An 8,026-nucleotide genomic window follows, 5' to 3' on the forward strand; every position below is an offset into this window, starting at 1 on the left:
GGGTGCGCCGCCGTCGTCGTCCCTGCGCGGGTGTGACCTGACCCACTAGGCTTCGGGGGGAGCATGCCTGCCCGCCGTCCACAGCATCCGAAGGAGCACCACCTGTGACCGCACCTGCCGAGAACGCCGTCCCGAGCCCCACCGAGGACCTCTACCGCCACGTCAACGGCGAGTGGCTGGCCTCCCATGAGATCCCCTCCGACCAGGGCGCCTACGGCGCGTTCCTCGAGCTGCGGGACAACGCCGAGCTCGCGGTCCGGCACCTGTGCGAGGACGCTGTGCGCGCCGTCGGCACCGGCCATGATGCTGCCCGCGCCCGTGTGGAGGCCTCTGCGGACATCGCCTCCCCGGATACCGTGTTGGACGCCCCGGAGCAGGCCGCTTCCGCCGAGGACGCCGCTGCCTCGGACGCCTCTTCCGATGACACCTCCGCCGACCAGACCGCGCTGCGCCGCCGCATCGCCGCCCTCTACACCTCGTTCATGGACGAGGAGGTCGTGGAGGCCCGCGGCGTGGCCCCGATCGCCGGAGACCTCGCCGCCATCGAGACCGTGGAGACCCCGGAGCAGCTGCTCACCCTCTCCGGCGCCCTGCAGCGCCACGGCGTCTCCGGCCTGATCAACACCGGCGCCATGAACGACGCCGGCAACCCGGAGCGCATGCTCCTCCACCTGCTCCAGGGCGGCCTCGGCCTGCCGGACGAGTCCTACTACCGCGAGGACTCCTACGCGGAGATCGTCTCCGAGTACCGCGCCCACCTGGGCCGCATGCTCGCCCTGGCCGGCATCGGCGCAGACGAGGCGGAGGCCTCCGAGATCGCCGGCCGCGTCGTGGACCTGGAGACGAAGATCGCCTCGCACCATTGGGACGTGGTGCGCTCCCGCGACGCCGTGGCCCGCTACAACCTGCTCACCCGCGCGCAGCTGGACGAGACGTTCCCGCTGGCGCAGGCCTGGCTGGAGGGCATCGGCGCCGCCGGCTCCCGCTCGGACGAGGTCGTGGTGTGGCAGCCGGACTTCCTCGCCGGCGTCCAGTCGCTGCTCGCCGGCGATGACGCCGTGGACCTACAGACCTGGAAGCACTGGCTCGAGGTGCAGGTCCTGCGTTCCTTCGCGCCGTACCTGCCTGAGGCGTTCGTGCAGGAGAACTTCTCGTTCTACGGCCGCCGCCTGGCCGGCACCGAGGAGGTCCGCCCGCGCTGGAAGCGCGCCGTGGCGTTCGTGAACTCCGCCGCCGGCGAGGACGTGGCACAGCTGTACGTGGCCAAGCACTACCCGGCCGGCCATCAGGACCAGATGGACAGGCTGGTCGGCCTCCTCAACGAGGCCTACCGGCGCTCCATCTCCCGCCTGGACTGGATGGGGGAGGACACCCGCCAGCGCGCGTTGGAGAAGCTGTCCATGTTCCGCCCCATGGTGGGCTTCCCGTCCAAGTGGATCGACTACTCCACTCTGGAGGTGGACGCGGACGACCTGCTCGGCAACGCCCGCCGCGCGGATGAGTTCGCCTGGGACTGGGACCTGGCGAAGATCGAGAAGGGTCCTGATCCGGAGGAGTGGCACATGACTCCCCAGACCGTGAACGCCTACTACTCGCCGCTGGAGAACGCGATCGTGTTCCCGGCGGCCATCCTGCAGCCCCCGTTCTTCGACCCGGAGCGCTCCATGGCCGCGAACCTGGGAGGCATCGGCGCGGTGATCGGCCACGAGATCGGCCACGGCTTCGACGACCAGGGCTCCCGCTACGACGGCACCGGCACCCTGAAGAACTGGTGGACGGACGAGGACCAGGAGGCGTTCTCGGACCGCACCGCCAAGCTGGTCGCCCAGTACAGCGCCCTGTCCCCGGCGGAGGCCCCGGACCACCACGTCAACGGCGAGTTCACCCTGGGGGAGAACATCGGCGATCTCGGCGGCTTGGGTATCGCGCACCAGGCGTTGGAGATCTGGCGTGAGGAGCAGTCCGAGTCCGCGGACGAGGACACTGCGGCGCAGGACCGTGAGTTCTTCTCCTCCTGGGCCTCGGTGTGGCGTCAGCTGACGCGTCCGGAGACGATGATCACGCGCATCGCCTCGGATCCGCATTCTCCGAACGAGTTCCGCTGCAACCAGGTGGTGAAGAACCTGGACGCCTTCCACGCCGCCTACGGCACCACCGAGCAGGACCCGATGTGGCTGGCTCCGGAGGAGCGCGTCTCCATCTGGTGAGCCGACCCCGCAGGGGAACAACGACGACGGCCGCTCACCTGCCGACTGCATGTGCAGTCGGACGGTGAGCGGCCGTCGTCGTGGGTTCGGGGTCTCGGAGGCCTCGGCGCACCGCGGCACCCGGGGTGCGCGGCGGGGAGGGGCGCCTGCGGCGCCGGAGGCCTCACTCGGCGCGGCGGGCGCGCTCCTCGGTGAAGCGGTGCAGCAGAGTGCCGAGCTGCCGGACGTCCTCCAGGTCCCAGCCGGCGAGGTCGCGGCGCATGCCGCCGCCGACCGGTCCGGTGCGGACCTCGTGGAGGCGGCGCAGGCCCTCTTCGGTGGGGCGCAGGACGGCCGCACGGCGGTCCTTCGGATCGGCCTCCCGGGTGATGAGCTCCAGGGATTCGAGCTCCTTGACGAAGCGGGAGATCTGGCCACGGTCGGCGAGCATCGTCTCGGCCAGGGCGGACGGGGACAGCGGGGCGGCGTTGACGATCGTCAGGAACGCCTTCATCGCACCGGAGGACATGCCGGGGCTGAGCTGCTCGGCGTGCCGGGCCATGAGCTGGCGGTACTGGCGGACGAGCGTGACGAAGGAGCCCTCGAGGTCGCGGATGGCGGCCTCGAACTCCTCCGGGTGCTCGGCGGCGGCGCCCTGGGGGAGCGGGGTGCTGCTCATCGGTCGCCTCCGGTCCGGCGGGTCGCCTCGGTTCCGGTACCCCGGGAGGCGTCCGGTTGCTTGCCGGTGTCCGCGGGGTCGGCGTCCGGGCGCTCGTCACGGATCTGCGGCAGGGAGCCGGTGTGCGGGCCCACCGCGGCGGCCGCCGCCTCCTGCTGGGCGCTGCGGCGGGCACGCTGGGCGGCACGCTGCTCCTGGGCGTTGCGACGGCCCAGCGGGATGTTCGGAAGCAGCAGCACCGCCACGATGCCCAGCACGGCCAGCGGCACGGTCCAGAGGAAGGCGTTCGAGATGGCCTGGGCGTAGGTCTCCTCGAAGATCACGCGCAGCTCGTGCGGCATGGAGGCCACGGCGGGCAGGCGGCCGGCCTGCATGTCCGTGGCCCACTTGGCCCCTTCGGGACCCATGCCCGCGAGGGCGGCCTGGACCTCGGCGGCGCGGGACTGGATGCCGTCCGTCACCGTGGTGGCTACGGCGGCGCCCATCGCGGCCACGCCGGCCGAGCCGCCGAGGGTACGGAAGAAGGTCACGCCCGAGGTGGCCACGCCCATGGCGTGCGGATCCGTGGTGTTCTGCACCACCAGTACGAGGTTCTGCATGGTGATGCCCATGCCCAGGCCCACCAGTGCCATGTAGACGCAGACCAGGGCGAAGTTCGTGTCGTAGCGCAGGGTGCCCAGCAGTGCCAGGCCGATGGTCAGGAACACGGAGCCCGCCACCAGGAACGGCTTCCAGTTGCCGTGCTTGGTGATGTGCCGGCCCGCCAGAGTGGAGGAGATCAGGAACGCGGCCATCAGTGGCAGGGTCATGAATCCGGCCTGGGACGGGGTGGCACCGCGGGCGAGCTGCATGTACTGGGCCAGGTAGACGCCGGAGCCGAACATGGCCAGGCCCACCGACAGCGAGGCCACCACGGCCAGGGTGAATGTGCGGTTCCGGAACAGGCGCAACGGGATCAGCGGCTCGGAGACGCTGCGCTCGACCACCACGAACAGCGCGGCGGCCAGCAGGGATCCGCCGACCATCCAGGCGCTGGTGGGCGAGACCCACTCGAAGTCCTGGCCGGCACGGGTGACCCAGAGCAGCAGGAGGGTGGTGGCGGCGGCCATCAGGGCGATGCCGAGGATGTCGATGTTGGCCTTCCGGGAGGAGAGGCGCTCGAGCTTGAGGTTCTTCTCCACCATCACCAGGGCGGCGAGGGCGAACGGCACGGAGACGAAGAAGTTCCACCTCCATCCCAGGGTGTCCGTGATCAGGCCGCCGAGCAGCGGGCCGCCCACGGTGGCGACGGCCATGACGGCACCGAACAGCCCCATGTAGCGTCCGCGCTCACGGGGGCTGATGATGTCCGCCATGATCACCTGGGACAGGGCGATGAGACCGCCGCCGCCCAGGCCCTGCAGGACGCGGCAGGAGATCATCCACGCCGGGTCCTGCGCGAAGCCGGCCGCGGCGGTGGCCGCGACGAACACGACGATGGCGATCTGGAACAGCAGCTTGCGGGAGTACAGGTCCGCCAACTTTCCCCAGATCGGGGTGGCGATCGCGGTGGCGAGCATCATCGCGGTGACCACCCACGTGTAGGTGGCCTGGTCTCCGCCGAGGTCATGGACGATCACCGGCAGGGACGTGGAGACCACCGTGTTGGCGATCATCGACACGAACATGCCCAGGAGCAGGCCGGTCAGGGCCTGCAGGATCTTGCGGTGCCGTTCCTGCGGGTCGGCGGCGACGATCGAGACGGACGAGGTCTCGGGGTTCGTGGTGGACATGCGGTCCTTCCGGGGAAGGGAGGCGACGTCGTGGCGGCGGCGGGCGGCAGCGGCACCCCTGGGAAGGTGCTTCAGGCTGCGGCGGGCCGGTGCGTGCGGCGGGGCACTCCGGTCAGGTCATTGCGTGGAGTCAACGGTTGATTCTAGTCAATGATTGACGATCGTCAATGGTCGCTTCTTGACGCCTCCTGACACCTCCGGTCGCCTCCGTCCGCGTCAGCGCTAGCCTGGGACGCAATGCCCGGTGGCGGCCGGCGCCGCAGCCCCCGGCCACCCTCGCCCTGCTGATCCACCCGCACGGAGGTGCCCCATGACTGCTCGCTTCTTGACGATGATCGACCTGCCCGAGTCCGGGCTGGCCCTGCTGCGCGAGGCCGGCGAGATCACGCACGGCAAGGACGTGGGCGGGAACGCCGCCCTGCCCGAGCTGGCCGCCTCCGGGGACTACGACGTGATCGTCTGCGCGCTGGACCAGACCTTCGACGCCGCCACGCTCGAGAGGGCACAGCTCAAGGGCATCGCCAACTACGCGGTGGGCTACAACAACATCGATGTGGACGCGGCCACCGCCGCCGGCATCCGCGTCGGCAACACCCCGGACGTGCTCACCGCCGCCACCGCGGACATCGCGCTGCTGCTGATCCTCGGCGTCACCCGCCGCGCCTACGAGGGGGAGCGGATGATGCGCGCCGGGCAGTTCACCGGCTGGGCGCCGGACCTGCTGGTGGGCAAGGACGTCGCCGGCGCCACCCTGGGCCTGGCCGGCTTCGGTCGCATCGGCAGGGCGGTGGCCGAGCGCGCCCTCGCCTTCGGCATGCAGGTCGTCTTCGCCCCGCGCCCGCCGGCCCACCGTGAGGTGTCCGCCGCGGAGCTCGGTGACCTGGCCGGCCGTGTGGAGCAGGTCCGCTGGGAGGAGATGGTGGAGCGCGCGGACATCCTCTCCCTGCACGTGCCGCTCACCGAGGACACCCGCCACCTCGTGGACGCGGACGTCCTGGCCCGCATGAAGCGCGGCTCGGTGCTCATCAACACCGCCCGCGGCCCGGTGGTGGACGAGTCGGCCCTGGTGGAGGCGCTGCGGTCCGGCCATCTGTTCGGCGCCGGCCTGGACGTGTTCGAGGATGAGCCGGCCATGGCCGCCGGCCTCGCCGAGCTGGACAACGTCATGGTCCTGCCGCACCTGGGCTCGGCCACGCGCAACACCCGGGACGAGATGGCCGTCCTCACCGCCCGCAACGCGATCGCCATGGCCACCGGCGGGGACATCCCGGCCTGCGTGAACCCCGCGTGATGCTCCTGACCCGCGCCCGCCGCCTGGTCCGCGCGCTGCGCACAGCCCGCCGCACGCATGACGTGGTGACGGCCGCGGACGGCGCCGCCCTGGCCATGACGACCTGCGGTGACGAGACGGCCCCGGGGGAGCGCCGCGTGGTCGTGGTGGTGGGCGCGCATCTCAGCGCCTGGTACTACCGTCCCTTCGCCCATGTGCTGCGGGCCCGCCTGCGGGAGATCTCCGGGCAGGACTGGGCCGTGGACGTCTACGACCGCCGCGGCCGCGGCGACTCGGCCCCGCAGCCGGAGGACTACTCCATGGACACCGAGGTGGCGGACCTCGCCGCCGTCCTGGAGCACACCGGCGCCCGCCAGCTGATCGGCCACTCGCTCGGCGGCTCCGTGGTGCTCAACGCGCTGCAGCACGCCGGGGGGCTGTTCCCTGCCGAACTGGTCCCGGACCGCACCGCGCTCTACGACCCCTGCGTGAACCTGGACGGCCCCCGGACCGCCCACTGGCTGTCCCGCCTGGAACAGGCCGTGGAGGACGGGAAGACCGCCCGCGGCCTGGCGATTCTCCAGCGTGGCCTTCAATCCTCCGCCGTGCTGTCCCAGGTGCCGGAGTGGTTCCTCACCTTCACCTTCGCCGGCCTCGTGGCCACCCCGCTGGGGAAGATGGCCCGCCGCATGCTGCCGACCCTGTCCCGTGAGCTCATCGCGGCGATGCACGAGGACGACCGCCCCGAGGACTTCGCCGCCATCACCGCCCCGGTGCACCTGATGTGCGGCGGTCTGTCCCCGCAGTACTTCCAGGAGGTCGTCCGCCGGCTGCACGCAGCCATGCCTACCACCACCTTCGAACGCTCCCCGCGCTGCATGCACGGCGCCATCCCGTTCGCCGTGGAGGCCGTGCTCTCCGATCTCGCCGAGCACTTCACCGCCGGCCCGTCGGTCAGCGCAGGGCGGACGCCAGCGCCCGCAGCATGAACGGCTCAGGCGTGATGGGCCCGTCATGCAGGCGGGCCGGCATCACGCGCCAGGCCATGGCCGCCGTGCGCTGCGGCGCCCCGGCCCGGTGGGCGGCCTGCGTCAGCACGCGCGCGGTGTCCGCGAAGAACCCGGGGGAGCGGCCTCCCGTCACCAGGGTCACCCGAGTGTCCGCCAGGTTCCGCGCCAGTGCCTCCGCGTCCACGGGCTCGGCCACGGCCGCCCGCATCTCCGCCGACGACGCCGGCAGCAGCCGCAGCATCCCCTTCCCGGGCCGGGTGAAGGACGCCGCGCCGATCATTCCGCGCAGCACCGTCACCGGCAGCCGGGACAGCGGCCCGGCCGTGCCCAGGTCCCGCACCAGATGCGCCCATGCGGTGCCCCAGCGGGCGTCCGCCACGGCCTCGGCCATCCCGGGGCGCCACAGCCCGGCCAGCATCCCGTCCAAGTTCAGCGCCGCATCCCAGGTGACCACGGACCACGGCCGGCCCCCGGCCGCGGCGTGCTCCGCGGCGGCGAGCAGCGCCACCGACCCGCCGAACGAGTGCCCCAGCACCGACCGCGCCCTGGTCAGCGCCATGACCGCGCGCAGGTCGGCCACCTCGGCGGCCAGCAGGTCCTGCTCCGGCTGCGGCGAGGACCCGGACCGGCCCCGCCGCGCGTAGGTGGCCACCGGGGCCCGCAGGCGCTTCGCCAGCGCCCGTGCCGTGGCCGCGTAGGCCGCGTCCGTCACCAGCGTCCCGTGCACCATCACGACGACGGCACTCGCCTCGGCGTCGCCTGTCGCCGCATCCGCGACTGTCGGCGCGGCGCCCGCCCCCGCGGGCGACCTTCCCGCCCCGGCGCCCGCTACTGCGGGCGACCCGCCCGCCCCGGTGGGCCGGGAGGCGGGGGAGGCGGCCGTCGTCGCGCCCTCGGCCCACCCCGGCGGCAGGTGGGTGCGCAGACGCAGGCGCGTGCCGTCGTCGAGGGTCACGAGGCGCTCCAGCGTGCGACGGGGAGAACGGCGTGCGGGCATGCCTGCACGCTACCGTCGCCCGGAGCCCGTCCCACGTGGCGGGCTCCACTGGCCGGGGTCGTGGAACCGCCTGGCCACGCCTCTAGATGTACCCGGCCATCACGTTGATGAC

The 8,026-nt window shown here is 72.3% G+C and carries 6 protein-coding genes; 3 read left to right on the forward strand and 3 right to left on the reverse strand.

The window, feature by feature from the left end; translation table 11 throughout:
* Positions 1–104 precede the first annotated feature (104 nt).
* A complete protein-coding gene (locus tag HMPREF2863_RS01365; RefSeq protein ID WP_070637430.1) occupies positions 105–2,207 on the forward strand; it encodes a M13 family metallopeptidase in 2,103 nt (700 codons plus the stop codon).
* A 163-nt stretch (positions 2,208–2,370) separates the two neighbouring features.
* Here HMPREF2863_RS01365 and HMPREF2863_RS01370 read toward each other — a convergent pair whose 3' ends face one another.
* Both HMPREF2863_RS01370 and HMPREF2863_RS01375 read right to left on the reverse strand, forming a co-directional pair.
* The gene (locus HMPREF2863_RS01370) at positions 2,371–2,865 is read right to left on the reverse strand and encodes a MarR family winged helix-turn-helix transcriptional regulator (protein WP_070637432.1); all 495 of its coding nucleotides are present in this window, start codon (positions 2,863–2,865) and stop codon (positions 2,371–2,373) included.
* Complete coding sequence (locus HMPREF2863_RS01375) at positions 2,862–4,637, reverse strand: DHA2 family efflux MFS transporter permease subunit (RefSeq protein ID WP_070637433.1); 1,776 nt, start codon at positions 4,635–4,637, stop codon at positions 2,862–2,864. Before HMPREF2863_RS01375 ends, HMPREF2863_RS01370 begins: the two co-directional genes overlap by 4 nt.
* Positions 4,638–4,947: 310 nt before the next feature.
* On the opposite strand from HMPREF2863_RS01375, the gene HMPREF2863_RS01380 reads away from it, so the two are divergent.
* Positions 4,948–5,928, forward strand: a complete 981-nt coding sequence (locus HMPREF2863_RS01380) for a 2-hydroxyacid dehydrogenase (protein WP_070637435.1) — start codon at positions 4,948–4,950, stop codon at positions 5,926–5,928.
* Positions 5,928–6,896 (forward strand): alpha/beta fold hydrolase, encoded by a 969-nt coding sequence (locus HMPREF2863_RS01385; protein ID WP_083315142.1) that lies wholly within the window; start codon positions 5,928–5,930, stop codon positions 6,894–6,896. Before HMPREF2863_RS01380 ends, HMPREF2863_RS01385 begins: the two co-directional genes overlap by 1 nt.
* Here HMPREF2863_RS01385 and HMPREF2863_RS01390 read toward each other — a convergent pair.
* The gene (locus HMPREF2863_RS01390) at positions 6,862–7,914 is read right to left on the reverse strand and encodes an alpha/beta hydrolase (protein ID WP_141756337.1); all 1,053 of its coding nucleotides are present in this window, start codon (positions 7,912–7,914) and stop codon (positions 6,862–6,864) included. The genes HMPREF2863_RS01385 and HMPREF2863_RS01390 overlap by 35 nt on opposite strands.
* Positions 7,915–8,026 lie beyond the last annotated feature (112 nt).

Origin of the sequence: Micrococcus sp. HMSC067E09, assembly GCF_001812555.1 — a bacterium.
In the GTDB taxonomy this organism is placed as follows: domain Bacteria; phylum Actinomycetota; class Actinomycetes; order Actinomycetales; family Micrococcaceae; genus Micrococcus; species Micrococcus lylae.